This window comes from Micromonospora sp. NPDC049275 (assembly GCF_043197115.1).
Taxonomy (GTDB): Bacteria; Actinomycetota; Actinomycetes; order Mycobacteriales; family Micromonosporaceae; genus Micromonospora.
This window is the reverse complement of the sequence record NZ_JBICSN010000003.1, coordinates 1-25293: the sequence shown is the minus strand read 5'-3', so window position 1 is coordinate 25293 and position 25293 is coordinate 1. Positions and strand designations below refer to the sequence as shown.

The following is a 25293-nucleotide window of genomic DNA, read 5'->3' as shown; positions in this document are numbered from 1 at the left end:
TGCGTCAGGAGTGTTGCGTGCCGGAATTTTCTGATGAAGCGGAAGTGATACGAGTGACGAAGCGGAACACCCGCGTCGACCTACTCGCCCGCCGCCGGGCCCTGCCCCCCACGGCGCGGGCCGAGGCCGCCGGGCGCGTCCAGGCCGAGCTGGTCGCCCTGGTACGCCGGCTGCGCCCGCGCCTGATGACGGCGTACGTCCCGGTCGGCTCCGAGCCGGGCGGTGCCGACCTGCCGGAGGTGCTGCGGTCGGCGCTGCCGCCCGACGCCGAGTTGCTGCTGCCGGTGCTCCGCCCCGATCTGGACCTGGACTGGGCGGCGTACTCCGGACCGGACGCTCTGGCGGCGGCCGGCCGGGGCATCCGGGAGCCGATCGGCCCCCGCCTCGGCGTGGCCGCGGTCACCGGGGCGGAGCTGGTGGTCGTGCCGGCGCTCGCCGTGGACCTTCGCGGACGACGGCTGGGCCGCGGCGGCGGCTCGTACGACCGGGCGCTGGCGCGGGTGCCCGGCGTGACCCTGACCGTGGTGCCGTTGCACGACGGCGAGCTGGTCGAGGCGCTGCCGGCGGAACCGCACGACCGTCCGGTCCGCGCGGTCGTCACCCCCGCCGACGGGATGCGTACGCTTGACAACGGCCCGGGTACGGCGCACGGTGTCGCGCCCCACACGTCCGCTGGACGAACCCGGGGCGAATGACGCACCATTGGCACTCGAATACGTCGAGTGCCAACTGGCCGAGCCCAGATACCGGAGGAGAACGTGCCTACGTACCAGTACGCCTGCACCGCGTGCGGTCACCAGCTCGAGGCGGTGCAGTCCTTCTCGGACGAGCCGCTGACCGAGTGCCCGGCGTGTGAGGGGCGGCTGCGCAAGGTCTTCAACTCGGTCGGCATCGTCTTCAAGGGCTCGGGCTTCTACCGCACCGACTCCCGCGCGTCCGGTTCTGAGACGACCGCCGGTGGCAAGCCGGCCAAGTCCGAGTCGTCCTCGTCGTCCTCGTCCTCGGGTGGGGATTCCGGGTCGTCGTCTTCGTCCTCGTCGTCTTCGTCCTCGTCGTCCGGTGGGTCGTCGTCCGGGTCGTCCTCGTCCGGGTCGTCGTCCGGTGGATCGTCGTCCGGTGGATCGGGCGGCGGCAAGGCGCCGGCGGCCAGCTCCGCGTCCTGACCACAGCCTTCCCGGTCCGCAGCAACAGCGCCGCCCGCCCGGGCGGCGCTGTCAGCCTGGCCTTGCGGCGCTGCCCGGCGCTGCCCGGCCTTGCGGCGCTGCCCGGCGCTGCCCGGCCTTGCGGCGCTGCCCGGCGCTGCCCGGCCTTGCGGCGCTGCCCTGCGCTGCCCGGCCTTGCGGCGCTGCCCTGCGCTGCCCGGCCTTGATCCACTCGGGTTCCAGGAAGTCGGCCTAACCGCGCCATGTTGATCGCCCGGTTTCCAGAAAGCCGAGTTGATCGAGAAGCGGGGCCTCCTCGATTGCCGCGGCGAGCCCGCTCTCCTGTAGCAGGTCCGGCCGGCCGGTGGGCGTTATCCACAGGCCGGCCGGTTGTCCACAGGCGGCGACGAATGATCCACACTGCGCGCTGTTGCCGGCCTACCGTGCCGCTCTACGGGTGTCACCACGACGGCATCCGGGACGGAGGCGGCAGATGATCACCCGCAAGCTGGATTCCGCACAAGCGTTACGCCCGCTGCGCCGGCCGGTCCTGCCCGGTGGCCGCAGCCTGCTGCGGGCCGGCCTGATCGCCGCGCTGCTCTGCCTGGCCGCCGCGATCCTGCACGCCCCGACGGGCACGCACACTCCGACCGGCTGCCCGGCCACCAGCGGCGCGCTCGGGGCGTCCCTCCGGCCTCCGACGCCGTCGGTGATCCACCCCGAAGACACGGACCGGGCCCCGTCCCAACTGCCGCCGACGCTGCCGCTGCCACCGTCGCTGCCGCCGACGCCGTCGCAGTCGCTTTCGCCGTCGCTGCTGCCGCCGTCGCTGCTGCCGTCGCAGTCGCTTTCGCCGTCGCTGTCGCTGTCGCTGCCGTCGCTGCCGTCGCTGTCGCTGTCGCTGCCGTCGCTGCCGCCGCCGCCGTCGCCGTCGCCGTCGCCGTCGCCGTCGATGATCCATCCCGGAGACGCGGACCGAGCCCCAGCCCAGCCGCCGACGGTGACCCGCCCAGAAGACGCGGTCGGGCCGTCAGTCCGACCTGCCGTGCCGACGGTGGTCCGCTCCGGGGGTGCGGTGTCGGGGTCAGTCCCAGTGTGGGGGGCGTTGGGCGAGGAGCCAGTCGTCGTTGCTGCTGCTCGGCTCGCCCCAGCCGTGGTCGGTGTCGTCCGAGGTCTGCTCGGGCAGCACCACGAAGTCGTCGCTCAGGTCGACGGTGCGGTCATCATCGCCGCGCGCGCCCTGCGTGCCGGGGTCCTCGGTGCTCACGAGCGGCAAGACTAGCGCAGGCCACAGCGGCGGGCCGCTCGCCGACCGTTGGCACACGGCTCAGAAGCGACCGGACCGCCGGCTTCATTGGTAGCGTCGGACGGCGTGACGACCCCCAGCGGCGGCAGCTCCCCGGACGACGACTACTGGCGCCGGCCCGGGACCGGCGACGGCGCCACGGCGGACGAACCCGCACCCGCCACCGCACCCACGAGCGGCTATGTGGGCCCGCCCCCGAGCGTCCCGCCCCCGGCCGGCTGGCGTCCCCCGGTGCACCTGGAGCCGGCTCCTCCCCGACAGCTTCCACCACAGGACGTGGCCGGGCTGGATGCCGCCGAGCAGCGGTCCCAGCGGGTCACCTACGGCTTCGGCGCCGCAGCCGCCGTGGTGCTGGTGGCTCTGGTCTGTCTGCTCTGCTCGCGCATCATCTTCTGAGCGCCTCACCTTCTGAGCGGCGCTGAACGAGCGGCGCCCAACGCGCAGCGCCCAACGACCGGCACCCAACGAGCGGCACCCAACGAGCGGCGTCGACGGGTGTCCGCCGGTCAGAGGGTGGTGCCCCAGACGGCCTCTGCGCCGGAGTGACCGGTCAGGTAGACGTAGATCAGGGCGGCGAGGGCCAGCGCGACGACCGCCACCGCGAGCACAGGCGTCACCAGCGCGGGCAGCCGCGGCACCCGAGGGTGCCCGCTGGTCGCCACGAGCAGCGCGACGGCAACGATCCCCAGGGGCACGACGATCCGGAACAGGATGTCGCCGTAGCGGGAGTGCTCGAAGATCTGATCGAGAATCTGGCCCTGGTAGCCGCGGGCGACCAGGGCGTCGGTGAAGGCCTCACCGGATTGGACGGCCACGAACGCGGTCACCGGGGCGACGACGGCGAGGATGCCCAGCGCCCAGTCCAGTCGGTGCCGCCAGCGCGGCAACCCCACGTATCCGATCGCCAGCACCGCCAGCAGCGGGACGAAGACGACCACCGCGTGGACCACGAGGACGTGCACCGGTAGGCCCAGGATCTCCTCGAACATCGACACCTCCAGGTGGATCACGGTGCGGGGACCGCAGCGTACGGACCGCCGATCATCCCCGAGCTCTCGCCCGAAAGACACGCGCCCGGCGGCGATCAGGTTCAGCACGGCGCTACCCCGCGCGCCGGTCCTGCGGGCTGTGTCCGTTGCCACCCGGGGCGGACGACGGTTGTCGCTGCTGGTCGTACGTGCTGTCATTGGCGCATGTCACTTGGCGAGGAGCTGTTGCGGTCGAGGGGCCTACGCGTCACCCGGCCCCGCCTCGCGGTGCTCGACGTGCTCGCCGAGGGTGGTCATCTGGAGGTCGACGAGGTCACCCGGCGGGTCCGGGAACGCCTCGACTCGGTCTCCACCCAGGCGGTCTACGACGTGCTGGGAGCGTTGAGCCGAGCCGGGTTGTCCCGTCGGATCGAGCCGGCCGGCAGTCCCGCCCGCTACGAGGCGCGCGCCGGGGACAACCACCACCACGTGGTCTGCCGGGGCTGCGGCGAGATCGCCGACGTCGACTGCGCGATAGGCAATGCTCCTTGCCTGGAGCCGGGCGTCGCGCAGGGCTTCGAGGTGGACGAGGCAGAGGTGACCTTCTGGGGTCTCTGCCCGAGCTGCCAGTCGCGCCGCGCCGCCGACAGCTGAACCGGTCCACACCGGCGCCGACCAGCGCGCCGTGGCACGCTTGGTCGGTGGACTCCGATGACCTCGGCCTCTTCGGTCCGGGTTCGGTCACGTGGAAGGTGCACGAGGAGCCGATCCTGATCGTCGCCGGCCTGCGCTCGCTCTACCTCCAGGCGTTGCATCCCCGAGCCATGGCCGGGGTCGCGCAGAACAGCAACTACCGCACCGACGCGTGGGGACGACTGGTCCGAACCGCCACCTACGTGGCTACCACCGTCTACGGCACGACGGCCGAGGCGGAGCAGGCGGGGGCGCGACTGCGTCGCCTGCACGCGCGGCTGCGCGCCACCGATCCCGGCACTGGCGAGGAGTTCCGGATCGACGATCCGGCCCTACTGCGCTGGGTGCACGTCACCGAGGTGGAATCGTTCCTCAGCACGGCCCGGCGGGCGGGTCTGCCGCTCAGCGACGACGAGGTGGACGGCTACTACACCGAGCAGCGCCGTTCGGCCGCCCTCGTCGGGCTGGACCCGGCCACGGTGCCGGGCACCGCTGCCGAGGTGGAGGCGTACTACCGTGCCGTACGGCCGGAGCTGCGGATGACCCGGGAGGCCGCCGAGACGGCGCTCTTCCTCACCGCTCCACCGCTGCCATGGAAGCTCAGCCTGCCGGCCCGGCTGGGCCTCACCCTCGGCCCGCCGCGCTGGGCGTACCTGGGGATCGCCGGCACCGCGCTCGCGCTGCTGCCCCCGTGGGCCCGGCGGATGTACGGCGGGTTGGGGCTGCCCACCACCGAGTTGTCGGCTGACCTCACCCTGCGTGCCCTGCGCCTGGCGCTCGGGGCGGTGCCGCGCCGCTACTTCGAGGGGCCGCTGCTGCAGGCGGCCAAGGAGCGGGCCGAACGGCACGCCGCGACCCCACTGGCCGGCTGACCGATCCCGCCCGACCGGGATCAGATGCGGGCCGGCGCCCGGGGCAGGTGCGGGCAGGCCCGCCGCGAGGACCGGTGCGGCCAGACCCGCCGCGAGGACCTGTGCGGGCGGGCCGCGTCAGCCCTCGACGGACCGGTCCACGGCCGCCCACGGCTCCTTGCCAGGTGTCTGTGCCCCGGTCGGGCAGTGCCGCCGGTAGTCGCACCAACCGCAGCGCGGGCCGGGCGACACGGGGAACGCCTCGTCGGCGTCGCCGCCGTCGGCGACCGCCCGCTCGGCGGCCATGATGTCGCGGGCCGTGTCCTCGGCTCGGGTCAACTGGCGGGCCAGCGACTCGACTGTGTGGTCATGGCCGGCGACCGTGCCGGTCGGCAGGTGGTGCAGCTCCACCCGGCGGCACGGTCGGCGGAACACCCGCTCGGCCGCGTACGCGTAGAGCGCCAGCGCCTGCGAGCCCCGGGCGTCGTCGGTGTCCAGTCCGGTGCGGCCCGTCTTGTAGTCGACGATGACCAGCTCCGGGCCCTCCGGCCCGGGCCGCGAGTCGATGCGGTCGGCGCGGCCGTTGAAGGCCAGCACGGCGGTCTTGACCGCCACCACACGCTCGACACCGAGCGGGTCGGCCTCCGGCTCCAACGTCTCGACGTACGCCTCCAGCCAGCCCAGCGCTCGCCGATAGGCGGCCCGCTCCTGCTCGTCGTCGCGGTAGCCCTCACGGACCCAGGTGCCCTTGAGCAGGGTGGCCAGCGCCTCGGGGCGGCGGCGGTCGGCGGGCAGCGCATACCAGTTCTTCAGGGCGGTGTGCACGCTGGCGCCGAGCGAGTTGTGCGCCCACGGCGGGCCCTTCGGCGGTGCCGGTCGGTCGACGTAGGAGTAGCGGTAGCGGCGCGGACAGTCCGCGTACGCGCCGAGCTTGCTCGGGGTGCAGACGAACAACCGTTCCGGCATTCCCTCGAAGCCGAGCTGCTCGGCGGCACCGGGGCGCTGCTGAGGGGCCCGACCGCCCGCGGCGGATCGTCCGGCTGAAGAGGCTCGTCGCACGCCTGCGATCCTGCCATCCCCCGCCGACATTTCCGGTGTGCCGGTCAGGCCATGTTCACGTACTGCGTGACGAAGGCCGCCACCGCGTCGGCGATGAGCTGGACGGCGATCGCGGCCAGAAGCAGGCCGGCGATCCGGGTCAACACCTCGATGCCGCCGGGGCGGAGGATCTTCACGATGCCGCCGGAGAAGCGCAGCACGATCCAGACCGCGACCATGACGGCGAGGATGGCCACGGCGATGGCGGTGAAGTCGCCCAGCCCGTCGGCCTGCTGGACGAAGAGCATGGTCGCCACGATGGCACCCGGGCCGGCCAGCAACGGGGTGCCCAGCGGCACCAGCGCGATGTTCGAGGTGACCTGCTGGCTGGGATCGTCGGCCTTGCCGGTCAGCAGTTCCAGTGCGACGAGGACGAGCAGCAGCCCACCGGCGGCCTGCAACGCGGGCAGGTCCACGTGCAGGTAGTCGAGCAGGGTCTGCCCGGCCACCGCGAAGATCACGATTACGCCGAGGGCCAGCGCGACGGCCTGCCAGGCCGCTCGGTTGCGGTCCCGGGCGGGTAGCGGCCCGGTCAGCGCCAGGAAGATCGGCATCATGCCCGGCGGGTCGGTGATCACCAGCAGGGTCACGAAAACCTCGCCGAACAGCTTCAGATCCACGTGATCAACCTAGTCGCGCCCCGGTGGGCGAAATACGCGGATCAGCCCGAAGCGACCTCGGTCACCCCGGCGGCGACGATCCGCTCGTATGCCTCGACGCCTGTGGTGAACGCGCCGAGCCGGACGCTCTTGTGGGTTCCGTGGAAGTCCGAGGAGCCGGTGACCAGCAGGCCCAGCTCGGCGGCGAGCGCGCGTACGTGCGCCTGCTCGGTCGGGCTGTGGTCCTCGTGGTCGGCCTCCAGGCCGGCCAGCCCGGCGGCGGCCAGCTCGGCGATCAGCTCGTCGGGCACCACCCGGCCGCGTCGAGTGGCGCGCGGATGGGCGAAGACCGGTACGCCCCCGGCAGCCCGGACCAGCCGGACCGCGCGGAAGACGTCGATGTCCTCCTTCGGCAGCCGGTACCGCTCACCCAGCCAGTCCGGGCCGAACGCCTCACGGGTGTCGGCGACCAGTCCGGCACGGATCAGCGCCTGCGCGATGTGCGGGCGACCCACCGTGCCGCCGCCTGCCCCGGAGAGGATGTCCGGCCAGCTCACGTCGATGCCGTCGGCGCGCAGCAGCGCCACGATCCGCTCGCCGCGCTCCTCGCGGGCGGCCCGCACCCGGGCCAGCTCGGCGACCAGCTCCGGGTGGTCCGGGTCGAACAGGTACGCCAGCAGGTGCAGTGGCACCGCCGGCTGCGGGCCGGACCAGTGGCAGGACAGCTCGGCGCCCCGGACCAGGCGCAGACCGGGCGGCAGCGCCCGCACGGCCGGCGCCCAACCGGCGGTGGTGTCGTGGTCGGTGATGGCCAGCACGTCCAGACCCGCATCGGCGCCGGCGCGGACCAGTTCGGCCGGGCTCAGCGTGCCGTCGCTGGCGGTCGAGTGAGCGTGCAGGTCGATCCGCGGCGCGGGGCCGGTACGCGAGGTCACCTCCCGACGCTACCGAGCAGATCCGAAGCTGGCTCGTGTAGGTGCCGGCCAGTCGCAGGGACGACCCCTGGAAGAGCTGCGGGCCTCAGGGGCCGGTGACCAGGACCGGCCGGTCACCGGGCTGAAGGCCGGCGACGGGCACCGGCTCGGCCGGTTGCCCGGCACGCACACGTTCGATGTCGACCTGAACCAGCTTGCCTGAGCTGTCGACGTAGGAGACGTCCGTTCCGGTCGTCCAGGCGACAGCGCCACTCAGCGTCGGGCCGGCCGGCACGGCGTTCAGCGTCGTCCCGAGCCGCTGCAGGTCGACCAGGAGAGCGCGGTCGCTCGCGCCGACCTTTCCGTTCACCAGGAGCCATCGCCCGTCGTCGGACACGCCGCCCGCGCCGTCCAGGCTCAACTGTGTGCCGCAGGCGGTGCGTACCGGTTTCAGAGCCCGCTTCGGGTCGAGTGCCGCCAGGCAGGTCCCGGCGGACCCGCTCGCGGACACCTGACCGATCAGCCGCCCGTCGGGCAGCGCACCGTAGACGTTCAGGGTGCCCCGCTCGAACACCGGGACCAGCTCCCCCGCGCCGGGCCGCCACAGGGCGTGGGCCGGCCCGTTCCGGTCGAGCCGGATCAGCACGCTGTTCCCGACGAATCGGACGGGTTCCGCGCCGTCCGGGACCGGAGTACGCACCGTGCCGATGAGCTGGGTACCGACCACTCCCGCCACGAGGAGGTCCTTGCCGTCCCGCCAGGCGACCTGGCTGGCGTCGGGCGCGAGCACGATCTGACCCGCACCGGCCAGCAGCACCTGCACCACGCCGTCGTCCTGCGCCACCCAGAGAGAACGGCCGGCGGTGGTCCGAGCACCGACCACCAGCAGACCGGCGCCGCTGGGCAGGCTGTGGGCGCGTTCGGCGGGGCCGACGCTGGGCAGCGCCAACCGCTTGCCGTCGGGGTTGATCAGGGTGCCGTCGAGGAGCAGGCCGGCAGGCGTTCCGGGCGACGGCGGGGGTGGGGCAACGGTGGCGGAGAGGAGCGGCCGGACCGACAGGTCCGGATCACCGATCACGACGGTGGGCGAGCCCTCCCGGCCGGTCTCGTCGGAGAGCTGCGTCATGCCGACGCCGATCAGCACGGTGGTGACCATTCCGAGCGCGACAGCGACACCGGCCCGCCGGCGCCGGATCCGGTTGGCCCGGCGGATGGCCTGACCGGCCGGGTCGGCGGTCAGTGGACGGGGGACGGCAACCTGGTGCGAGAGAGTCTCCCGCACCGCACCTTCCAGCTGGTCACGTCGCACCTGGTTAGGACGCTCCGGACCGTCCGGCAGGTTGTCGGGCTGCCGCGGGAATGCGCTCACTGCTGGTCTCCGGCGCCGGTGCCGACGGGCACGGCCGCCGGAGCGGTAGGCAGCTCGACCGCAGGTGCGATCGGACGGGGCGCGGATGGGCCGGGTGCGACCGCTCCCGGCTCGGCCCGAGCGGCCGCCGGACGCGGCGTCGCCGCGGAACGACCCCCCGGAACCCTCCCGGCAGAGCCGGGTCGGGCAGCGTCGGCGCCCCGGCCGACTCCGGCAGCGTCGCGACCCCGGCCGGAGAGAGCGGCGTCACGGGGCCGACCCGAGGAGGCGGCGTCACGGGCCCGACCCGAGAGGGCGGTGTCGGTGCCCCGATTCGCGCCGGGGGCGTCGACCAGGTCCGGGGTGGCGGTGCCCATTCGTCGACGCAGCGTGGCCAGCGCCCGGAAGGCCTGGCTCTTCACCGTCCCCGGCGAGATGTCCAGCAGCGCGGCCGTCTGCGCTTCCGACATGTCCTCGTAATAGCGCAGGACGAGCACCGCCCGCTGCCTGCTGGGCAGCTCCCTGAGGTGCCGCCACAGCAGGTCGCGGTCGAGCTGCTGCTCGATCTCGTCGACGCCGGGTCGTTCGGGTAGCACCTCGGTGGGGCGCTCACCGTGCCAGCGCCGACGCCACCAACTCGTCGAAGTGTTGACCATCACACGCCTGGCGTACGGCTCGACCGCCTCGATCCCACCGAGCCGCTTCCAGGCGAGGTAGGTCTTGGTCAGCGCCGTCTGGAGCAGATCCTCGGCCGTCGCCCAGTCGCCGGCGAGGAGATAGGCGGTTCGGAGCAGGGCGGCGGAGCGAGCCGCGACGAACTCGCGAAACTCCTCCTCCAACGGGTCCCTGCTCGCCACCGCACACCTCCGCACCCATACCGTCCTGGCAGAGTGCCACGTCAGAGGCGTTCCGGTCCATGACGAAAGGTGTGCACTTGCTCCGATGTTCGGACGAAAACTTTCACGCCCCGTCGTCGGCCTTGGCCTCGTCGGCCTCCTTGCCCAACCGTGCCTCGACCGCCTGCGGCTCGTACATCTCTTCCACGACTCGCAGGTAGAGCTCGTTCGGGTTGGGCAGATTCTTGACCTCGCGCAGCGCCTGCTCCTGGCCGGCGGACTCCAGGACGAAGGTGCCGTAGTTGAGCGCGCGGCCGGTCGGGGTCTGCTCGTACTTCATGTCGGTGACCCGGACCAGCGGCATCATGGCCACCTTGCGGGTGACGATGCCGTTGACCACCATGACCCGTTTGTTGGTCAGGATGAACCGGTCATACCACCAGTCGGCGACCTTCCAGGCCACCCAGCCCATGACGGCGAACCAGAGCAGCACCGCGATGGTCGTCAGCGCCCCCACGTTGTTACCGGCGAGGAAGCCGGACAGGTAGCCGAGCACGAACGTCGCCGCGACGCCGATCAGGAGCGGGTTGGTGAGGTGGATCCAGTGCCGCTTCCACTCGCCCCGGTAGCGCTCGGTGGGGAAGAGGTAGCGGGCGACAAGCGAGCTGGGCTCGTCCTCCAGCGGAAGCACCCGCCGGGGAGTCGCCCCCGTCGCGTCGGCGCGAAGCCCGGCCAGCTCGTCCTCGGAGATCTGCGGTGGCTGGTAGGCGGCCTCGGGATCACGGATCCAGCCCCGGCCGGACCGCCCTTCGCCGGCATAGCCGGGCCCGTCGCCGTAGCCGACGTCGTCCGAAAGGGACGGCCCGTCGGACAGGCCGGGGCCGGCTCCGTAGCCCGGGCCGTCATCCGGCCCGATCCGCGGGATCGGCTCGGTGTCGCGCTCGCGACGTTCCCGGTCAGGATCGTCCGGGTCGAAGGGTGGACCGGAGGGGCTGCCCATCGCCGGTTAGGCGACGAGGCTTGTGAAGAAGTCGCCGAACCCCTGGGCGATGTCCATGATCCCGCCGCCCAGAGACTTGAACACATCAGCCGCAGAGTTTGGCCGATAGGCGACGAAGAAGATCAAGAATGCGATTCCGGCCCAGGTGAGGACCTTCTTGACCATGGCGGGCCATCCTCTCGCGCGGCGCCGGGTCCCATTACCGCAGCGGCACCCAGAGTATCAGTGTGGTGTCGTACAGTGAAGATCTGCGTCCGTTCTCCGTCAAACCGGAAGGTTGTCAAGCCCTCCCGGACAGGTACGGGGACGGTGCGCCGTACACGAGCTCGGGCGGAGTCCACTCGGTCAGGTCGTGCAACACGACCTCTTCCGCGAGGAGATGACCCGCGCTCGCCGGCCAGGCTATCGCATGTAGCCACATTCCCCGAGCCTCGCCGGCGTACGCGCTTCGATCCGTCGGAGAATTAACCAACCACAGTGGAGTCGGGTGCCCGCCGACCCGGATTCTGGCCTGCCCCACGTGCTCGGGGTGCCCCGGACCGGGGTCGGTCAGCGCGTCGACGAGTTCCGGTCCGGGGTCGGGGCCGGCCAGACCGGCGAGTCGGGTGCCCAGACCGACGCCCGGCTCCTCGGCCACGAAGACCAGATCCGCCGGCCCGTCGTCGAGCGGCGCCGGCCCCGCGCAGGCCACTGCCGTCGCCCGCACCCCCGTGCGCTCGTCACCGGCGTACGCCACGCCGGTGAGGGTCCAACCGGGCGGTAGCGGCCAGGGGCACCACAGCGGCGTCCCCGGTGGACCCTCGGCCGCGGTGATCCGCTCCACCACGCTCGCGATGATCTCCGCTCCGATGTGTTCGGGCACGTGCAACGGCGGCACCGGACCGCAGCGCAGGCACCTCGACTCGGCGTGCATCAGATCCGGCGCCCGTACCGGGCCCCCGCATCTCGGACAACTCACCGCGACACTCACAACTCCACCGTCACCCCGCAACGCCGACACGTCAAGCCGGAAAGTCCGATTCGGCCGATGGGGCGAGGGTCAGTCCGGCGGCGGGCCGGCGTGGGTACGGATCCACGCGTGCATGGCGATGCCGCTGGCCACACCCGCGTTGATGGACCGGGTCGAGCCGTACTGGGCGATCGAATAGAGCTGAGTGCAGGCGGCGCGGGCGGGCTCGGAGAGGCCGGGCCCCTCCTGGCCGAAGAGCAGCACGCAGTCCCTCGGCAGGGTGCCGGTCTCCAGCGGGCGGGAGCCGGGCAGGTTGTCGATGCCGAGCACGGGCAGCCGCCGCCCCGCCGCCCAGTCGACGAACTCCTCGATCGTCTCGTGGTGACGGACGTGCTGGTAGCGGTCGGTCACCATCGCGCCGCGCCGGTTCCACCGTCGCCGTCCGACGATGTGCACCTCGGCGGCGTTGAAGGCGTTGGCGTTGCGTACCACCGTGCCGATGTTGAAGTCGTGCTGCCAGTTCTCGATGGCGACGTGGAAGCCGTGCCGGTGCCGGTCCAGGTCGGCGACGATCGCCTCGTGCCGCCAGTAGCGGTAGCGGTCGACCACGTTGCGCCGGTCCCCCTCGGCGAGCAACTGCGGGTCGTAGCGCGGGTCCTCGGGCGGGTCCCCCGGCCAGGGGCCCACACCCACCTCAAGCTGCTCGTCGGTCACGGTCATCAGAGGGTACGGACCGTCGCGGCGTCCGCTGCGGCGGCCCGCCGACCTCAGCCCAGGCCGAGCGCGTCACCAAGCCGGTCCAGGAAACGCCGGTCGGCGGGGCTGGCCGGGCGTCCGCCGGGGCCGGGCACCGCCCGGCAGACGCGGGCCGCGACCGACTGCACCCACTGGCGGTACGCGGCCGAGTCGGCGGGGTCGGCGCGCTGATGCAGGACCCGAACCGCCGCCCGGCACGCGACGAGGAGGTCCACCAGGTCGGTGAGCCGCTCGGCGGGTGCCGGGGCACCGTCGTGGCGGGCGTAGATCGCGGCGACGACGGCACGGACCAGATCGCTGTCGAACCCCCGGCCGGCGGCCACCGCGTCCAGGCCGGCCAGGCCCGCCAGCACACCCCGTTCCGGGCGGCCGGCACCGGGCGCGGAGGCGGCCACGAGCACCCGAGCGGGCAGGCTGGTGAGCAGGTCCCACTCGGCGGCGGAGTAGACGGCGGTGGTCAACGGTGCGGCGCGGCGGCCGGCAGAGGGCGGCTCTCCAGCGACGGAGTGGCTCATCGGAACCTCCGGCGCCAGCATAAGCCCCGAAAGGGTGACCGACCCCCTCCCCCCGCAGAACCTGCTGCGGGGAAGGGGAAGCCCTGTGGCGGGCGGCGGTGCCTGGTCAGCGAGGTCGGGTCGCTCAGCGCGGACCGGGCCACCTCGGCGCGCGTCGGGACCGTCAGCGCGGACCGGGGAGCCTCAGCGAGGGTCGGGGAAGCTGGGCCGCTCCGGGTCCACTCCCTCGGCGACGGCGCCTGCCGCGTACTCCTGTTTGGGGACCATGACCTTGCGGCGGAAGACGCAGACCATGGTGCCCTCCTGGTTGTAGCCGCGGGTTTCCACCGAGACCACGCCCCGGTCGGGCTTGGAGCCGGACTCGCGCTTGTCCAGCACCGTCGTCTCGCCGTAGATCGTGTCGCCGTGGAAGGTGGGCGCCACGTGCCGCAGCGACTCGACCTCCAGGTTGGCGATGGCCTTGCCGCTGACGTCGGGCACCGACATGCCGAGCAGCAGGGAGTAGATGTAGTTGCCGACCACGACGTTGCGCTTGAACTGGCTGGCCGTCGCGGCGTAGTGCGCGTCCAGGTGCAGCGGGTGGTGGTTCATGGTGAGCAGGCAGAAGAGGTGGTCGTCGTACTCGGTGACGGTCTTGCCCGGCCAGTGCCGGTAGACCGCGCCGACCTCGAACTCCTCGTAGTAGCGGCCGAACTGCATCCTGGTCCCTTCGACGGGCGGCGATGAAGTTCGGCACAGCATGCCTTACCGATGGTTAAGGCGACGGTCGGGGCGCGGCCCCGGCGGAAATGTCACACCGGTCACTCACCCGAGGGGAGACGCAATGAGCGGCGGGGCCCTCCCCGGCACCCGCCGCCCACGCTCTGATGTGAGGAATTCTGCCCTACGGCGGCGCCGGTTCAACAGAGATCGAGCTCACATTTATCTTTTTGTAACAATACTCTCCGTGACGATGAGTGGGTTGATCAGCGATCTCCGCAGGCCGGATACCGCCTCGTCAGGGCTCAAGTTACCGATTCGTAGCGCTCAACTGGGTGGATCTCCCTGGAACCGCTCCCATCACCGCAGGTCACGCAAGTGCGTCATGCACTTGCGATCCGCAGGACGTTGTGAACTGACACAGTTCGATGACCACCGAGGGCCTCGGGCAGCCCGGCGCACGTTTCGCGCTGGACGACCCGGGAATTCGATACGGTCAGCCCTGGTTCTACGGGACGCAGACAAACCGCGGTGATCGGAGAGTGCAATGGCAACCGTTGAGCTGACCTCGGCGAACTTCGACGAGGTGACCGGCAACGACGGCATCGTCCTGGTCGATTTCTGGGCCGACTGGTGTGGTCCGTGCAAGCGGTTCGCCCCGGTCTACGAGCGCTCCTCGGAGAAGCACCAGAACATCGTCTTCGGCAAGGTCGACACCGAGGCCCAGCAGGAGCTGGGCGCGAAGTTCGACATCCGGTCGATCCCGACGATCATGGCGATCCGCGACGGCGTCATCGTCTTCGCCCAGCCGGGCGCGCTTCCCGAGTCCGCGCTGGAGAACCTGATCGAGCAGGTCGAGGCGCTGGACATGGACGACGTCCGCAAGCAGCTGGCCGAGCACAACCACTGAGCCGTCCCAGCGACGGCGCGCGAGGGCCGGGCCCGGTTCGGGTCCGGCCCTTCGTCGTACCCGGGACCCCCGCGCGTGATCACCGACCTGGGCAGGCGGAACTGGCCGTCGGTGGGACCCGGCGCGGCCGGTACATCCCGTATCGTCACCACCCGATGGAGACCCTGACCACCCGCGGGCGTACGACCCGACTCGGCGCGACCGCACTCGGCCTCGTCCTGCTGCTGCTCGGCACCTTCTGGGGCAGCGACGACGACTTCCCGTTCGGCCCGTTCCGGATGTACGCCACCTCCAACCCGCCGAACGCACCCGCCCCGGACACGCGCGTGGAGGGGGTGAACAGCACCGGTGCCGTGGTCGACCTCGACCAGAACGCCACAGGCATCCGCCGCGCCGAGATCGAGGGCCAGCAGACCCGGTACGCCGCCGACCCGACGCTGCTCACCGAGGTCGCCGACGCGTACGCCGAACGCCACCCGGACGCCCCGGCGCTTGTCGAGGTCCGCATCGTCATCCGCTGGCACGGCATTCGCGCCGGCCGACCCACCGGAAAGCACACCGACGAGACAGTGGTCCGCTGGCAGGTGGCCCGATGATCGGTTGGCTGACCGAGCCGGTGCCGCGTGGGCGGATCGCCGCCTTCCGCACCCTGATCTACCTCTTCGTCGCCGCCGACCTGGTGGTCTTCACCCCCTGGGTACGCACCAGGGCCAGCGTGCCCGGCGAGCTGTACCAGCCTCTGCTGATCGGCCGGCTGCTCCCACTGCCGACGCCGACCCCGACGGCCGTGGCGGTGATCTTCTGGGCGCTGCTGCTGCTCGCCCTGCTCGCCGCGACCGGCCGGGCGCCCCGGCTGCTCGGCTGGACGGTCTGCGCGCTCTATCTCGAGTGGATGATCATCGCGATGAGCTACGGAAAGGTCGACCACGACCGGTTCGGGCTGCTCGTCGCACTGGCCGTGCTGCCCACCGCCGGCCGGGCACGCCACGGCGACACCACCCGCACCGAGGCCGGTGGCTGGGCACTGCGGGTCACCCAGATCGCGGTGATCTGCACGTACTTCCTGGCGGCCTGGGCCAAGCTGCGCTTCGGCGGCCCGGACTGGCTGACCGGCTCGGTGCTGGCGCGTGCCATCATCCGACGCGGCACCGACCTGGCGGACCTGATCGCCCAGGTGCCGTACCTGCTGATCGTGGCCCAGTTCGGCATCGTGGCCTTCGAACTGTTCAGCCCCGTGGTGTTCCTGCTGCCGGCTCGCTGGCGACTGGCCATGGTCGGCTTCTTCTACTCGTTCCACGTGGTGACAATCGCGACCATCACGATCTCGTTCGCGCCGCACCTCGCCGCGATGACGAGCTTCCTGCCGCTGGAGCGGGTCCGCCCGCTGGTCTGGGCCCGCCGGCTCGCCGGCCGTGACACCTCAGGAGCAACCTCGGCGGACGTCGACACCGCGGCGCCGCCGCCTGATCAGGATCGGGCAGGTGCCGGCGCGGGCCGGGCACAGCTCGACGATCAGGCCCCGGCGCTCGGGCGGCCGGCCGGGCCGTAGAGCCGCTCCCGGGCCTCCTGCGGCAGGGAGCACGCCGCCGTTCCACCGGGAAGGCGGTGTCGGTTGCGCGCCACCCAGCGGTAAACGGGCCAGGCCAGAGCGCGCGCCGGCGGAAACCGCAGCCCCGCCCCGGCGACCCGCCAGAGCGGACCACTCGCCCCGAGCAGCTTCGCGATGGCGTCCGGCCCGGCGGCGCGCGAGCCGTCCGCGCCGACCCACTGGACGGCCTCCTCGCACTGCGCGGTCGTCAGGCCGAGCGCGTCCAGATCGGCGAACTGCCAGGGCACCACCCGCGCGGCGGTGGGAATGCGGCGCTCGATGAACTCCGCGCAGCTCGTGCAGAACGCGCAGTCCCCGTCGTAGACGAAGGTCGACCTCTCCATGGTGTCCATCCTCCCCCGCCCGACCGCCCACCGCGCTCCGGTGTCCGGCGCGTCACTTGCGCTCACCTCGTACACGTGTTCGAATAATGGTCATGCGCTGGGACAACCTCACCGCTCCCCCGGCTGAGGGAGACCCCGAGCGGGCAGCGCCAGCGACGCCACCCCTGCCGCTGGCGCTGCCCGGCGCCGTCGTACGCACCTTCGACACCCCCGAGTTCGCCGGGATGACCTTCTACGAGGTGCAGGCCAAGTCCATCCTCAACCGGGTGCCCGGCCAGTCCCGCGTCCCGTTCGAGTGGACCATCAACCCGTATCGCGGCTGCTCCCATGCATGTGTGTACTGCCTGGGTGCAGACACCCCGATCCTGATGGCTGACGGTCGCACCAAACCGATCAGCGAATTGGAGCCGGGCGACCGGATCTACGGAACGGAACGACGCGGCGCCTACCGGCGCTACGTCGTCACCACGGTGCTCGACAAGTGGTCCACCGTGAAGCCTGCGTACCGAGTCGCACTTGCGGACGGCACCACGCTCGTCACCAGTGGGGACCACCGGTTCCTTTCGGATCGTGGCTGGAAGTACGTCACCGGGGCCATGCAGGGCGTTGGCCAACGCCCCTACCTGACCACCAACAACCGCCTGATCGGTACGGGCGGGTTCGCGACCGGGCCCAAGGAGTCACCCGACTACCGGCGGGGTTACCTCTGCGGCATGATCCGCGGGGACGCGCATCTGGGCACCTTCTCGTACGCCTATGGGGTCGTGCACCGGTTTCGTCTGGCGCTGATCGACGACGAGGCATTGAGTCGGAGTGAGCGATATCTTGCCCAGGAAGGCATCGAAACCACGCGCTTCTCCTTCTCTCCGGCGAGCGCCAGTCGCCGAGCCGTGTCTGCCATCCGCACCTCCAAAGGGCGGGACATTGAGAGGATCACCGAACTGATCCAATGGCCGGTCAGCCCCAGCGACGAGTGGCGACTCGGCTTCCTGGCCGGCATCTTCGACGCGGAGGGCAGTTGCAGCAAAGGCATCCTGCGCATCAGCAACAGCGACGACGCCATCCTCGACCAGACGACGGCAGCGCTACGGCACTTCGGGTTCGCCTGCGTACAAGAAGATCCCGGCCTACCTAACCGTGTGCGGACCGTCAGGGTGACCGGCGGCCTGGCAGCCCGGCTCCGGTTCTTTCACCTGACCGACCCGGCCATCACCCGCAAGCGGTCGATCGAGGGCGCCGCACTGAAGAATCAGAGCGCACTCAAGGTGGTGGGCATCCAATCGCTCGGGCTGGAGCTACCCCTGTGGGACATCACCACCGGCACCGGCGACTTCATCGCCAACGGAGTGGTGAGCCACAACTGCTTTGCCCGTAACACGCACACCTACCTCGATCTCGATGCCGGCGCGGATTTCGACCGGCAGGTGATCGTCAAGGTCAACGCGGGTGAGCTGGTGCGGCGGGAGTTGGCCGCGCCGCGCTGGCGCGGCGCGCACGTGGCGATGGGCACCAACGTGGACTGCTACCAGCGAGCCGAGGGGCGTTACCGGCTGATGCCGCAGATCATCGCGGCGCTGCGCGACTTCGCCAACCCGTTCTCGATCCTGACCAAGGGCACGCTGATCCTGCGGGACCTGCCGCTGCTGCGTCAGGCCGCCGAGGTGACCAGGGTCGGCATCTCCTACTCGGTGGGCTTCGTCGACGAGCAGCTCTGGCGTGGCGTCGAGCCGGGCACGCCGCATCCGAGCCGCCGCCTGGACGCGGTCCGCCGACTCGCCGACGCCGGGTTCGAGGTCGGGGTGCTGATGGCACCGATCCTGCCCGGTCTGAGCGACGGCGACGAGTCGATCGACGCCACCGTCTCGGCGATCGCGGCCGCCGGGGCGACAAGCGTGACTCCACTGGCGCTGCACCTGCGCCCCGGCGCGCGGGAGTGGTACGCGCAGTGGCTCGCTCGGGACCATCCGCACCTCGTGCCCCGTTACCGCGAGCTCTACCGGGCCGGTGCGTACGCGCCGCAGGCGTACCAGCGGGAGCTGACCGCGCGGGTGCGGATCGCCGCCCGCCGGCACGGCCTGCACCGGGGCGAGCTGGGTGACAACCGTCGACTGCCCGAGCCGCCCCCACCGCCGGCCGCCGAGCAGCTGACCCTGCTCTGAGCGAACGGCGGCGTTACAGTCGGCGGGTGCGTACCGCTCAGCAGATCCTCGCCGACTCCGCAGTCATCGCCGTCGTGGGCGCGTCGCGCGACCCGCGCAAGGCCGCGCACGGTGTGCCGTTGCAGATGCAGCAGTACGGCTGGCGGATCATCCCGGTCAACCCGACTGTCGACGAACTCTTCGGCGAGCGGGCGTACCCGACACTTGCCGACATCCCGCATCCGGTGGATCTGGTGGACGTGTTCCGGCCGGCGGCCGACGCCGTGCAGGTGGTCCGGGACGCGGCGGCGATCGGCGCCCCGGCCGTCTGGCTGCAACTGGGCATCGTCTCGGCCGAGGCGCGACGGATCGCCGAGGCGGCCGGGATGGATTATGTCGAGGACCGCTGCCTCATCGTCGAGCGCGCCGCCGCCGGCCTGACCCGACTGTCCTGACCACCGGTCCGCGGGAGGTGAAGGTCAGAGCTTGTACTCCTTGAGCAGGCCGCGAGAGATGATTGTCTTCTGGATCTCCGAGGTGCCCTCCCCGATGAGCAGGAACGGGGCCTCGCGCATCAGCCGCTCGATCTCGTACTCCTTGGAGTAGCCGTAGCCGCCGTGGATGCGGAACGCCTCCTGGACGACCTCGGCGCAGTACTCGGAGGCGAGCAGCTTGGCCATCCCCGCCTCGACATCGTTGCGCTGGCCGGCGTCCTTGAGGCGGGCGGCGTTGACCATGAGGGCGTGCGCGGCCTCGATCTTCGTGCCCATCTCGGCGAGCTTGAAGGCGATCGCCTGGTGCTTGGCGAGGGGCTGCCCGAAGGTCTTGCGCTGCTGGGCGTACGTGACGGCCAGCTCGAAGGCGCGGATGGAGATGCCGCAGGCGCGGGCGGCCACGTTGACGCGGCCCACCTCGATGCCGTCCATCATCTGGTAGAAGCCGCGGCCCACCCTGTCGGCGCCGCCGAGGATGGCCGAGTCGGGCACGGTCACCCCGTCGAGCACCATCTCGGTGGTCTCGACGCCCTTGTAGCCCATCTTTTCGATCTTGCCGGGGATGGTGAGGCCGGGCGCGGTCTCGCCGAAGCCCGGCTCCTTCTCCAGCAGGAAGGTGCTCATGTTGCCGTACACCGACTCGGCGCCGGTGTCGGTCTTGACCAGGGTGGCCACCACCGAGGAGTACGCCCCGTTGGTCAGCCACATCTTCTGCCCGTTGAGCACGTAGCTGTCGCCGTCACGGACGGCCCGGGACTTGATCGCCGAGACGTCGGAGCCGGTCTCCGGCTCGGACATGGAGAACGCTCCGCGCACCTCGCCGGTGGCCATCTTCGGCAGCAGCCGGGCCTTCTGCTCGGCGGAGCCGTGCTGGGAGATCAGGTACGCCACGATGAAGTGGGTGTTGACGATGCCGGAGATCGACATCCAGCCTCGGGACAGCTGCTCCACGACGAGGGCGTACGTGAGGAGCGACTCGCCGAGCCCGCCGTACTCCTCGTCGATGGTGAGGCCGAACAGCCCCATCTCGCGCATCCCGTCGAGGATGTCGGTGGGGTACTCGTCGGCGTGCTCCAGCCGCTGGGCGTGCGGGATGATCTCCTTGTCGGCGAACTCCCGGACGGTCTCCAGGATCGACAGCTGCACATCGGTCAGGCCGGGCGTCTGGGCGAGTCGGGCCATCTCAGCCTCCGGAGATCCGCGCACTACTCATGGGTAACTGAACGCTCGGTCAGTATCGGCCTCCCGGCCGCCACGGCCAAGGTGACCAGTCCCCACAACAGCTGTGAAAAGGTTCACCGCTGCGGGTAGCGTCCGGCAAGAAGGACTTTTCCGGCACCGGCAGGAGGAGGACAGCAGTGAGCCACCCGCCACCGTCGGGCCCCCCGGGTGACGAGCCGCCACCGTCACCCTACGAGCCACCCCGAGACCAGTCGCCGTACGCGCCACCGCCGGCCGGGCAGTCGCCGTACCCGCCGCCGCCGGACCAGTCGTCGTTCGGGCCGCCGGAACGCTCCCCGTACGGGCCCCCTGCGGACGAGCCGTCGCCGTACGAGCAGCAGAGGCCGCATCAGCCGGCGCACTGGGGGCAGCAGCCGCCGTACCCACCGCAGGGCCCCTACGGCCAGTACGGCCCGCCGCCGTCCGGTCCCGGCCGGGGCACCAACGTGCTGGCGATCCTGTCGCTGGTGTTCGCCTTCGTGTTTCCCCCGGCCGGCGCCGTCCTCGGCCACCTGGCCAAGCGACAGATCCGCACCAGCGGCGAGGACGGCGACCAGCTCGCCACCTGGGGGCTGATCCTCGGGTACGCCTTCACCGCGCTGACCCTGCTGGCCTGCTGCGGCTGGCTGGCGCTCGTCATTTTCAGCAACAACGGCGACAGCGGCGGCTACTGACCCGCCCGGCCGATCAGCGGAAGCGCGCCTCCCGGACGCTGTTGCCGCCGTCCACCACAAGCATCTGACCGGTGATGTACGAGGCGGCCGGCGAGCAGAGGAAACTGATGGCCGCCGCGACCTCGTCCGGAGTGCCCGGTCGACCGACAGGCGTGCCCAGACCCTGCTTGATCTCGGCCATCGTGGACGCCGCCGTGTAGATGGTGCCGGGCGCCACCGCGTTCACTGTCACCCCGTCGGCGATCATCTCCATGGCCAGCGCGCGGGTCAGCCCGACGACCCCGGCCTTGGCGGCGGCGTACGCGGCCTCGGTGGGCAGGGCGTTGACCGGCCCGGCGGTGGCCGCGAGGTTGACGATCCGCCCCCAGCCCCGCTCGGCCATGCCGCCGATGAACGCGCGACTGCACAGGAACGCGGTGGACAGGTTGCGGTCGATCTCGCCACGCCACTCGTCGTAGGTCAGCTGAGCGACGGGACGCAGCACCCCCTGGCTGGCCCGGCTCGCCAGACCGGCGTTGTTGACAAGCACCTCGACGTCGCCCAACTGCTCGGCGACCGCGTCGGCCAGCGCGCCGACCTCGGACTCGTCGGTCAGGTCCGCGACGAACCCGGTCACCCCCAGCTCACCCGCCCGCTCATGGATGCGCCGGGTGGTGCTGACGATTGCCACACGCGCCCCCAGGTCGGCGAGCCGCCGGGCGGTCGCGTACCCGATGCCGTCCGCGCTGCCGGCCCCGGTCACCAGGGCGACCCGACCGTCGAGCCGCATGGTCACCGGGTCGGTGAGTGCGACCGGCTCGTCGTCGGGGCCGGTCGCGCCGGCCGCTGTGGCCGCTCGACCGCGGCGGCCCACACCCGGGCGGCTCACGTCCCGTCGGGGTCGGCTGCCGGAACGGTCCGCGGCGCGCGCGTCTATTGCCATGCCAGGGATCCTGCCCGTTACGAACGGCCCGGGCAACGCGGCACCCGGGAGCGGGGGCATCGGGTTTGGCCACCCCTGGCTACTCTGACGGCGCACCCGAGCCGACGGAGAGTTCGCATGACCAATCCCCCACCCCCCGGCGGCTGGACCGACCCCACCTGGTCGGCTCAGCCGTCGAGCGCGCCGCCGGACCCGACCCTGGTGGCCGGCCATCCGGTACCGACCCAGCCCGGCCCCGGAAACCCGTACGCGCCGGCCGACCCGTACGCGGGTGGGCAGTTCCCGCCGGGGGCGTACGCGCCGCCCGGCTACCCGCCGCAGCTCGGTTACGGCTACCCGCCGCCGCCGAAGACCAACGGGCTCGCGATCGCGGCGCTCGTGCTGGCGCTGGCCGGCCTGACCACCTGCGGCATCACCGGGCCGATCGGGGCGATCCTCGGTCACGTGGCGCAGAAGCAGATCCGGGCCAGCGGCGAGGGCGGCGAGGGAATGGCGAAGGCCGGCATCATCGTCGGCTGGATCGTCACCGCGCTGATGGTGCTGGGGATCGCGTTCTACGTCGCCGCGTTCGTCTTCGCGGTCACGACAGGCAACGACAGCGGCAGCTGACCCGGCAGGCGGGTCCGCGTACCGCCGGCTGGTGTGCCGGGTCGACGGCCGGCGGCGGCCGTCCCGGCGTGGCCGGTCACTGGGCCGGCGGGGTGAACGACGAGGTACGGCTCATCCCGGCGGCGCGGCCCTTGGCGGCGATCACCAACGCCATCTTGCGGGACGCTTCATCGATCATTTCGTCGCCGAGCATCACCGCGCCGAGCTTGCCGCCGGCCTCCGAGGTGTAGTGCTCGTACGCGTCGAGGATCAGCTCGGCGTGGTCGTAGTCGGCCTGGGCCGGCTGGTAGACCTCGTTGGCGGCGTCGATCTGGCCCGGATGCAGCACCCACTTGCCGTCGAAGCCCAGCGCCGCCGAACGCTTCGCCACCTCGCGGAACGCGTCCACATCCCGGATCTGCAGGAACGGGCCGTCGATCGCCTGCTTGTCGTGCATCCGGGCCGCCATCAGGATCCGCATCAGGATGTAGTGGTACGGGTCGCCCGGGTAGTCCGGGATCAGGCCGCCGACCACCAGCGACCTCATGTTGATCGACGCCATGAAGTCGGCCGGGCCGAAGATGATGGTCTCCACCCGGGGCGAGGCGGCCGCGATCGCGTCCACGTTGACCAGACCGGCGGCGTTCTCGATCTGGGCCTCGACGCCGATCCGGCCGACCTCGAGACCCAGCGTCTTCTCGATCTGGGTGAGCGTCAGGTCCAGCCACTGCACCTGGGCGGCGGTCTGCACCTTCGGCAGCATGATGCAGTCGAGGTTCGCCCCGGCGCCCTCGACCACCTCGATGACGTCCCGGTAGGTCCACGGGGTCGTCAGGTCGTTGACCCGGACCACCCGGGTCTTGCCCGCCCAGTCACCGTCGTTGAGGGCGGCCACGATGTTCTTGCGCGCGTCCGGCTTGGCCAGCGGGGCGACGGCGTCCTCCAGATCGAGGAAGACCTGGTCGGCGGGGAGGCCCTGCGCCTTGCCGAGCATCTTGACGCTGGAACCCGGCACGGCGAGGCAGGACCGCCGGGGACGACCGACTGCGGCCATGGATGTGCTCCTTCCAGCGGCCGGCGGGCACGCCGACGCCACCTGACTCCGAGGAAAACTTAACGATCCCAAAGGGTGTGGTGACGTCACGGTAACCTCGCGCCATGACCGGGGTGAATGGACCTGTGGAAGATCTCACTGAGCGTCGACTCGTGGTGGTGACCGGGGCCAGCTCCGGCATCGGGCTGGCCGCCGCGGTGAACTTCGCGTGCCGTGGTGACCAGGTGGTGCTGGTCGGACGGGACCCGGCCCGCCTCCAGGCCGCGGCGGAACGGGTACGGGAGACCTCCGGCACACGTCCCGAGCTGTTCCGGGCCGACTTCGCGGTCCTCGACGACGTACGTCGGCTCGCCGAGCGGCTACGCGACGCGTACGACCGGATCGACGTGCTGGCCAACAACGCGGGGGCCATCGCGCTCCAACCGCTCACCACCGTCGACGGCTTCGAACTGTCGATCCAGGCCAACCACCTGGCCCCATTCCTGCTGACCAACCTGCTCGCCGACCGGGTGGGCCGGATCGTGGTGACCGCCTCGGGCGCGCACCGCTTCGGAGCACTCGACCCGGACGACCTCAACAAGCCGCTGCGCGGTTACCGCCCGATGGGCGCGTACGGCAGCAGCAAACAGGCGAACATCCTGTTCACCGCCGAGGCGGCCCGCCGCTGGCCGGGCATCCCCGCGTACAGCTTTCACCCGGGAGTGGTGCGGACGCGGTTCGCCAACGACAGCAGGCTTGTCGCCTTCGGCATGCGGGTGCTGCCGTTCCGCAGCCCGGAGAGAGCCGCCGAGACGCTGGTCTGGCTGGCCAACCAGGATCCGGCCCGGCTCATCGGCGGGGCGTACTACTACAACCGCCGGCCGCGTCGGCCGTACCGCAAGGCCGCCGACCCGCGGCTCGCGGCCCGGCTCTGGGAAGCCAGCGCCGCGGCCGTCGGCGTCGATGGATAGCGTGGCCGCCATGCTGACTCTTGTCGCCGTCGTCGACTATCCGGCCGGGGCCGAGGCCGCCGGGCAGCGCTACGAGGACACCGTGCTGGCCCTGCTGGGCCGCCACGGCGGCCGTCTGGAACGACGGCTGCGCGGCACCGACGGGCAAGCCGAGGTACACGTGATCACCTTCGACGACCGGACCGGCTACGAGTCGTTCCTCGTCGACCCGGAGCGAGTCACCCTGCGCGCCGCCCTCGGCGAGGCAGCCCCGAACACCCGGGTGATCGAGGTCCGAAAGGTCTGACCGCCGGCCGATCCGCCGACGCCGGGCGCGGGCAGTTGCGCAACGCACGAACGCGGCGCACGAACGCGACGCGCTGGGCGCGACGCACGGACGCGCCCCGCTGGGCGCGGACGCGGCGCGCTGGGCGCGGACGCGGCGCGCTGGGCGCGGTGGCCGCAGCGAGAGCGCTGGCGCCGGCGACGACCTGCGCGCCCGATAACGACCCTTTCGCGGCTCTGCCGGGCACTACAACCCCCTGGCCGCCAGCGGATTTCTCGCAATCTTGGACAGTTTCCGTTAGCTGGGCGGGCTCAACCGGTGGTTGCAACACCCTTCCGTTTTCTTCGTTGGGGTGGTTATGGCGTCGAGGTTGAGCCCGCTGGAGCGGGAACAGATCGGGTTGGGTCGGGCTGCGGGTGAGTCGTTGCGGTCGATCGCGGGCAGGTTGGAGCGGTCGGTGTCGACGATCTC

Annotated in this window: 32 protein-coding genes; 15 read left to right on the top strand and 17 right to left on the bottom strand. The window is 71.5% G+C overall.

From position 1 onward, the window contains the following. The first annotated feature begins 17 nt into the window (after positions 1-17). Complete coding sequence (locus ACGFIE_RS10615; protein ID WP_393293273.1) at positions 18-695, top strand: 5-formyltetrahydrofolate cyclo-ligase; 678 nt, start codon at positions 18-20, stop codon at positions 693-695. A 63-nt stretch (positions 696-758) separates the two neighbouring features. Continuing rightward, positions 759-1163 carry an FmdB family zinc ribbon protein gene (locus tag ACGFIE_RS10610; RefSeq protein ID WP_393293271.1) on the top strand — a complete coding sequence of 135 codons (405 nt, stop codon included), beginning with the start codon at positions 759-761 and terminating at the stop codon, positions 1161-1163. 1063 nt (positions 1164-2226) lie between these two features. Here ACGFIE_RS10610 and ACGFIE_RS10605 read toward each other — a convergent pair. After that, positions 2227-2409, bottom strand: coding sequence for a hypothetical protein (locus ACGFIE_RS10605; protein WP_363685195.1), 183 nt, complete (start codon positions 2407-2409; stop codon positions 2227-2229). A 105-nt stretch (positions 2410-2514) separates the two neighbouring features. Here ACGFIE_RS10605 and ACGFIE_RS10600 point away from each other — a divergent pair, with 105 nt between their 5' ends. Then, positions 2515-2844 carry a hypothetical protein gene (locus ACGFIE_RS10600; RefSeq protein WP_393293269.1) on the top strand — a complete coding sequence of 110 codons (330 nt, stop codon included), beginning with the start codon at positions 2515-2517 and terminating at the stop codon, positions 2842-2844. A gap of 110 nt (positions 2845-2954) precedes the next feature. On the opposite strand, the gene ACGFIE_RS10595 is transcribed toward ACGFIE_RS10600, so the two are convergent. Then, positions 2955-3437 (bottom strand): DUF2231 domain-containing protein, encoded by a 483-nt coding sequence (locus ACGFIE_RS10595; RefSeq protein WP_393294605.1) that lies wholly within the window; start codon positions 3435-3437, stop codon positions 2955-2957. Positions 3438-3641: 204 nt separating this feature from the next. Between ACGFIE_RS10595 and ACGFIE_RS10590 the strand changes: the two genes are divergently transcribed. Further along, positions 3642-4070 (top strand): Fur family transcriptional regulator, encoded by a 429-nt coding sequence (locus ACGFIE_RS10590; RefSeq protein WP_393293267.1) that lies wholly within the window; start codon positions 3642-3644, stop codon positions 4068-4070. Positions 4071-4117: 47 nt separating this feature from the next. Further along, positions 4118-4981 carry an oxygenase MpaB family protein gene (locus ACGFIE_RS10585; RefSeq protein ID WP_393293264.1) on the top strand — a complete coding sequence of 288 codons (864 nt, stop codon included), beginning with the start codon at positions 4118-4120 and terminating at the stop codon, positions 4979-4981. A gap of 117 nt (positions 4982-5098) precedes the next feature. Here the strand turns inward: ACGFIE_RS10585 and ACGFIE_RS10580 are convergent, their stop codons facing one another. From ACGFIE_RS10580 to ACGFIE_RS10530, 11 genes are all read right to left on the bottom strand, one after another. Next, positions 5099-6049: a RecB family exonuclease gene (locus tag ACGFIE_RS10580; RefSeq protein ID WP_393293262.1), complete on the bottom strand. Its 951-nt coding sequence runs from the start codon at positions 6047-6049 to the stop codon at positions 5099-5101. 14 nt (positions 6050-6063) lie between these two features. Beyond that, the gene (locus tag ACGFIE_RS10575; protein WP_266248663.1) at positions 6064-6678 is read right to left on the bottom strand and encodes a MarC family protein; all 615 of its coding nucleotides are present in this window, start codon (positions 6676-6678) and stop codon (positions 6064-6066) included. Between the two features lie 41 nt (positions 6679-6719). Then, on the bottom strand, positions 6720-7592 hold the full coding sequence (locus ACGFIE_RS10570; RefSeq protein ID WP_393293259.1) for a PHP domain-containing protein: 873 nt from the start codon (positions 7590-7592) through the stop codon (positions 6720-6722). 85 nt (positions 7593-7677) lie between these two features. After that, complete coding sequence (locus tag ACGFIE_RS10565) at positions 7678-8940, bottom strand: hypothetical protein (protein ID WP_393293257.1); 1263 nt, start codon at positions 8938-8940, stop codon at positions 7678-7680. Then, positions 8937-9776, bottom strand: a complete 840-nt coding sequence (locus tag ACGFIE_RS10560; RefSeq protein ID WP_393293255.1) for a SigE family RNA polymerase sigma factor — start codon at positions 9774-9776, stop codon at positions 8937-8939. Before ACGFIE_RS10560 ends, ACGFIE_RS10565 begins: the two co-directional genes overlap by 4 nt. Before the next feature lie 103 nt (positions 9777-9879). Beyond that, entirely contained in the window at positions 9880-10755 is an 876-nt protein-coding gene (locus tag ACGFIE_RS10555; RefSeq protein ID WP_363685179.1) for a PH domain-containing protein, read from the bottom strand. Between the two features lie 6 nt (positions 10756-10761). Next, entirely contained in the window at positions 10762-10920 is a 159-nt protein-coding gene (locus ACGFIE_RS10550; protein WP_007455302.1) for a hypothetical protein, read from the bottom strand. 115 nt (positions 10921-11035) lie between these two features. Continuing rightward, positions 11036-11713 carry a DUF6758 family protein gene (locus ACGFIE_RS10545; protein WP_393293253.1) on the bottom strand — a complete coding sequence of 226 codons (678 nt, stop codon included), beginning with the start codon at positions 11711-11713 and terminating at the stop codon, positions 11036-11038. A gap of 81 nt (positions 11714-11794) precedes the next feature. Further along, a complete protein-coding gene (locus ACGFIE_RS10540; protein ID WP_393294603.1) occupies positions 11795-12418 on the bottom strand; it encodes a TrmH family RNA methyltransferase in 624 nt (207 codons plus the stop codon). 53 nt (positions 12419-12471) lie between these two features. Beyond that, positions 12472-12996, bottom strand: a complete 525-nt coding sequence (locus ACGFIE_RS10535; RefSeq protein WP_393293251.1) for a hypothetical protein — start codon at positions 12994-12996, stop codon at positions 12472-12474. Positions 12997-13158: 162 nt separating this feature from the next. Continuing rightward, complete coding sequence (locus ACGFIE_RS10530) at positions 13159-13674, bottom strand: MaoC family dehydratase (RefSeq protein ID WP_393293249.1); 516 nt, start codon at positions 13672-13674, stop codon at positions 13159-13161. Positions 13675-14221: 547 nt separating this feature from the next. Here ACGFIE_RS10530 and trxA point away from each other — a divergent pair. The 3 genes from trxA to ACGFIE_RS10515 all read left to right on the top strand — a co-directional run bounded on the left by trxA (position 14222) and on the right by ACGFIE_RS10515 (position 16133). Further along, the gene (gene trxA, locus ACGFIE_RS10525; protein WP_030329190.1) at positions 14222-14584 is read left to right on the top strand and encodes a thioredoxin; all 363 of its coding nucleotides are present in this window, start codon (positions 14222-14224) and stop codon (positions 14582-14584) included. A gap of 155 nt (positions 14585-14739) precedes the next feature. Next, positions 14740-15180, top strand: a complete 441-nt coding sequence (locus tag ACGFIE_RS10520; RefSeq protein ID WP_393293246.1) for a hypothetical protein — start codon at positions 14740-14742, stop codon at positions 15178-15180. Beyond that, on the top strand, positions 15177-16133 hold the full coding sequence (locus ACGFIE_RS10515) for an HTTM domain-containing protein (protein ID WP_393293244.1): 957 nt from the start codon (positions 15177-15179) through the stop codon (positions 16131-16133). The genes ACGFIE_RS10520 and ACGFIE_RS10515 overlap by 4 nt, the downstream gene beginning before the upstream one ends. Here the strand turns inward: ACGFIE_RS10515 and ACGFIE_RS10510 are convergent. Next, positions 16097-16516, bottom strand: a complete 420-nt coding sequence (locus ACGFIE_RS10510; protein ID WP_393293241.1) for a thiol-disulfide oxidoreductase DCC family protein — start codon at positions 16514-16516, stop codon at positions 16097-16099. The two genes, ACGFIE_RS10515 and ACGFIE_RS10510, sit on opposite strands and share 37 nt — an antisense overlap. 92 nt (positions 16517-16608) lie before the next feature. Between ACGFIE_RS10510 and ACGFIE_RS10505 the strand changes: the two genes are divergently transcribed. After that, on the top strand, positions 16609-18675 hold the full coding sequence (locus tag ACGFIE_RS10505) for an intein-containing Rv2578c family radical SAM protein (protein ID WP_393293239.1): 2067 nt from the start codon (positions 16609-16611) through the stop codon (positions 18673-18675). A 26-nt stretch (positions 18676-18701) separates the two neighbouring features. Further along, on the top strand, positions 18702-19109 hold the full coding sequence (locus ACGFIE_RS10500; protein WP_393293237.1) for a CoA-binding protein: 408 nt from the start codon (positions 18702-18704) through the stop codon (positions 19107-19109). 24 nt (positions 19110-19133) lie between these two features. On the opposite strand, the gene ACGFIE_RS10495 is transcribed toward ACGFIE_RS10500, so the two are convergent. Next, positions 19134-20330: an acyl-CoA dehydrogenase family protein gene (locus ACGFIE_RS10495; protein ID WP_393293235.1), complete on the bottom strand. Its 1197-nt coding sequence runs from the start codon at positions 20328-20330 to the stop codon at positions 19134-19136. Positions 20331-20506: 176 nt separating this feature from the next. On the opposite strand from ACGFIE_RS10495, the gene ACGFIE_RS10490 reads away from it, so the two are divergent. Next, entirely contained in the window at positions 20507-21043 is a 537-nt protein-coding gene (locus ACGFIE_RS10490) for a DUF4190 domain-containing protein (protein ID WP_393293232.1), read from the top strand. A 13-nt stretch (positions 21044-21056) separates the two neighbouring features. On the opposite strand, the gene ACGFIE_RS10485 is transcribed toward ACGFIE_RS10490, so the two are convergent. Continuing rightward, entirely contained in the window at positions 21057-21896 is an 840-nt protein-coding gene (locus ACGFIE_RS10485; RefSeq protein ID WP_393294601.1) for an SDR family NAD(P)-dependent oxidoreductase, read from the bottom strand. A 186-nt stretch (positions 21897-22082) separates the two neighbouring features. Between ACGFIE_RS10485 and ACGFIE_RS10480 the strand changes: the two genes are divergently transcribed. Next, entirely contained in the window at positions 22083-22574 is a 492-nt protein-coding gene (locus ACGFIE_RS10480; protein WP_393293230.1) for a DUF4190 domain-containing protein, read from the top strand. Between the two features lie 76 nt (positions 22575-22650). On the opposite strand, the gene ACGFIE_RS10475 is transcribed toward ACGFIE_RS10480, so the two are convergent. Then, positions 22651-23607: an HpcH/HpaI aldolase/citrate lyase family protein gene (locus ACGFIE_RS10475; RefSeq protein WP_393293228.1), complete on the bottom strand. Its 957-nt coding sequence runs from the start codon at positions 23605-23607 to the stop codon at positions 22651-22653. A gap of 125 nt (positions 23608-23732) precedes the next feature. On the opposite strand from ACGFIE_RS10475, the gene ACGFIE_RS10470 reads away from it, so the two are divergent. The 3 genes from ACGFIE_RS10470 to ACGFIE_RS10460 form a co-directional block, all read left to right on the top strand. After that, entirely contained in the window at positions 23733-24557 is an 825-nt protein-coding gene (locus ACGFIE_RS10470; protein WP_393294599.1) for an SDR family NAD(P)-dependent oxidoreductase, read from the top strand. Between the two features lie 10 nt (positions 24558-24567). After that, complete coding sequence (locus ACGFIE_RS10465; protein ID WP_393293225.1) at positions 24568-24843, top strand: hypothetical protein; 276 nt, start codon at positions 24568-24570, stop codon at positions 24841-24843. 337 nt (positions 24844-25180) lie between these two features. Beyond that, the coding region (locus ACGFIE_RS10460; RefSeq protein ID WP_393294597.1) for a helix-turn-helix domain-containing protein at positions 25181-25293 on the top strand (113 nt) is incomplete at its 3' end.

Bases quoted from the DNA above. Each gene is read 5' to 3' on its own strand.
- ACGFIE_RS10580 (WP_393293262.1), bottom strand. From the start codon at position 6,049: ATGTCGGCGGGGGATGGCAGGATCGCAGGCGTGCGACGAGCCTCTTCA.
- ACGFIE_RS10535 (WP_393293251.1), bottom strand. From the start codon at position 12,996: ATGCTGGCGCCGGAGGTTCCGATGAGCCACTCCGTCGCTGGAGAGCCG.
- ACGFIE_RS10495 (WP_393293235.1), bottom strand. From the start codon at position 20,330: ATGGCCCGACTCGCCCAGACGCCCGGCCTGACCGATGTGCAGCTGTCG.
- ACGFIE_RS10550 (WP_007455302.1), bottom strand. From the start codon at position 10,920: ATGGTCAAGAAGGTCCTCACCTGGGCCGGAATCGCATTCTTGATCTTC.
- ACGFIE_RS10555 (WP_363685179.1), bottom strand. From the start codon at position 10,755: ATGGGCAGCCCCTCCGGTCCACCCTTCGACCCGGACGATCCTGACCGG.
- ACGFIE_RS10520 (WP_393293246.1), top strand. From the start codon at position 14,740: ATGGAGACCCTGACCACCCGCGGGCGTACGACCCGACTCGGCGCGACC.
- ACGFIE_RS10510 (WP_393293241.1), bottom strand. From the start codon at position 16,516: ATGGAGAGGTCGACCTTCGTCTACGACGGGGACTGCGCGTTCTGCACG.
- ACGFIE_RS10475 (WP_393293228.1), bottom strand. From the start codon at position 23,607: ATGGCCGCAGTCGGTCGTCCCCGGCGGTCCTGCCTCGCCGTGCCGGGT.
- ACGFIE_RS10480 (WP_393293230.1), top strand. From the start codon at position 22,083: ATGACCAATCCCCCACCCCCCGGCGGCTGGACCGACCCCACCTGGTCG.
- ACGFIE_RS10590 (WP_393293267.1), top strand. From the start codon at position 3,642: ATGTCACTTGGCGAGGAGCTGTTGCGGTCGAGGGGCCTACGCGTCACC.
- ACGFIE_RS10505 (WP_393293239.1), top strand. From the start codon at position 16,609: ATGCGCTGGGACAACCTCACCGCTCCCCCGGCTGAGGGAGACCCCGAG.
- trxA (WP_030329190.1), top strand. From the start codon at position 14,222: ATGGCAACCGTTGAGCTGACCTCGGCGAACTTCGACGAGGTGACCGGC.
- ACGFIE_RS10465 (WP_393293225.1), top strand. From the start codon at position 24,568: ATGCTGACTCTTGTCGCCGTCGTCGACTATCCGGCCGGGGCCGAGGCC.
- ACGFIE_RS10515 (WP_393293244.1), top strand. From the start codon at position 15,177: ATGATCGGTTGGCTGACCGAGCCGGTGCCGCGTGGGCGGATCGCCGCC.
- ACGFIE_RS10595 (WP_393294605.1), bottom strand. From the start codon at position 3,437: ATGTTCGAGGAGATCCTGGGCCTACCGGTGCACGTCCTCGTGGTCCAC.
- ACGFIE_RS10530 (WP_393293249.1), bottom strand. From the start codon at position 13,674: ATGCAGTTCGGCCGCTACTACGAGGAGTTCGAGGTCGGCGCGGTCTAC.